Origin of the sequence: Anabaena sp. CCY 9613, assembly GCF_963920895.1 — a bacterium.
GTDB lineage: Bacteria > Cyanobacteriota > Cyanobacteriia > Cyanobacteriales > Nostocaceae > Cyanocohniella.
This window is the reverse complement of sequence record NZ_CAWUDE010000051.1, coordinates 1-1,403: the sequence shown is the minus strand read 5'-3', so window position 1 is coordinate 1,403 and position 1,403 is coordinate 1. Positions and strand designations below refer to the sequence as shown.

Below are 1,403 nucleotides of genomic sequence, written 5' to 3'. Positions count from 1 at the left end.
AAAACTCCTATCTTTCAAGTAGGAGATGTAGGGCGAACGGCAATTTTAATTGCCGAGATATAGACTAATGTTTGATATTTTATGCTAAATATAGTAGCATAAAAATGTGGTGAATAGGTCGATGCCATGATAATTTATGAGTTCAAGTGTAAGGGCAAAGATAGTCAATATCGCGCAATTGATGAGGCGATACGTACATCTCAATTCATCCAAAATAAATGTTTACGCTACTGGATGGATAACAAAAACTCAAAGGTAGATAAATATGCACTGAATAAATATTGTGCGGTATTAGCTGCCGAGTTTCCCTTTGCTGATGAACTCAATTCAATGGCTAGACAGTCTGCCGCAGAACGTTCTTGGTCAGCGATATCTCGGTTTTACGATAACTGCAAGAAAAAAGTTAAGGGTAAGAAAGGTTTCCCAAGATTTAAGAAAAATTGCCGATCAGTAGAATATAAAACGTCAGGATGGCAACTTTCGCCAAATCGGAAAACTATTACCTTTAGAGATAAAAAGGGTATAGGTACTTTAAAACTAAAAGGAACCTACGACCTTAACTATTACGACATCAAGCAAATTAAGCGAGTGCGTTTAGTGCGTCGTGCTGATGGTTACTACGCTCAATTTGCAATTGATGTTGATATCAGAATAGAAACTCAACCAACTAAAAAAGCAGTTGGTTTAGATTTGGGACTGAATTACTTCATTGCTGATAGTAATGGCAATCTAGAACCTTCACCCAAGTTTTACCGCAAGTCAGAAAAACAGTTAAACCGAGCTAACCGCAAGAAATCCAAAAAGTTTAGCAAAGATAGAAAAAAGGCTAAACAACGGCAGTCTAATAATTACCATAAGGCTAGAACTAGGTATGCCCGTAAACATTTAAAAGTAAGTAGACAGCGAAAAGAATATTGCAAAAAATTAGCATATTCCGTTGTTCACTCTAATGATGTGATAGTTTACGAAGATTTGAATGTTAAAGGCATGGTAAAAAACCGACATCTATCCAAATCAATTAGTGATGCTGGGTGGTCAACTTTTCGTCAATGGTTAGAGTATTTTGGTCACAAGTATGGGAAGGTAACTATTGCTGTGCCTCCCTATAATACAAGCCAAAATTGTTCTAATTGTGGCAAGAAAGTTAAAAAATCTCTGTCTACTAGAACTCATGTCTGTGGGCATTGTAACTATGTAGAAGATAGGGATATTAACGCCAGCATTAACGTTTTGAGATTAGGACTCAGTACGCTAGGGCATAGCGGAACTCACGCTACAGGAGATTTGCCCTCTTGGGCGATTGGTGTAAACCTGTCGTCTAACGGCGAGTCGTTGAATGTAGAATCTCCCGACTTTTTGCAAAAATGAGCGTAGCGAAATTTTTGTAGTCGGGAGAGTGTCAA

Annotated in this window: 1 protein-coding gene; it reads left to right on the top strand. The window is 37.8% G+C overall.

The window, feature by feature from the left end; genetic code table 11:
* The first annotated feature begins 126 nt into the window (after positions 1 to 126).
* Complete coding sequence (locus ACM0OT_RS23765; RefSeq protein WP_414566836.1) at positions 127 to 1,368, top strand: RNA-guided endonuclease InsQ/TnpB family protein; 1,242 nt, start codon at positions 127 to 129, stop codon at positions 1,366 to 1,368.
* Positions 1,369 to 1,403 lie beyond the last annotated feature (35 nt).